The sequence below is a fragment of the Paenibacillus sp. FSL R7-269 genome (assembly GCF_000517865.1).
In the GTDB taxonomy this organism is placed as follows: Bacteria; Bacillota; Bacilli; order Paenibacillales; family Paenibacillaceae; genus Paenibacillus_AQ.
The window spans coordinates 1-259 of the sequence record NZ_ASPS01000132.1 but is presented as its reverse complement, the minus strand read 5'-3'; the positions used below and the strand labels follow the sequence as shown (position 1 = coordinate 259).

Sequence of the window (259 nt, the reverse complement as noted above, 5' to 3'; positions counted from 1 at the left end):
TATCTGTGTGCTTATGTAACAGCAGACACGGAAGTGAAGCTCGCACAGGTAAGAGATGAGTTAGCCAAGGTGCTCCCGTCTTATATGATTCCGGGGTATATGATGCAGATTGAACGCCTGCCATTAACGCCAAACGGAAAGATCGACCGCAAGCAATTGCCGGAACCCGATCTGAGCCAGATGCAGAGTAGGTACGAAGGCGCGGGTAACGAGACTGAAGAGAAGCTGGCAGAGATCTGGAGCAGGCTGCTGGGCATCG

Annotated in this window: 1 protein-coding gene; it reads left to right on the top strand. The window is 52.5% G+C overall.

Annotated elements, in window-relative coordinates; translation table 11 throughout:
• The coding region (locus tag C162_RS32265; protein WP_036701945.1) for a hypothetical protein at positions 1 to 259 on the top strand (259 nt) is incomplete at both ends.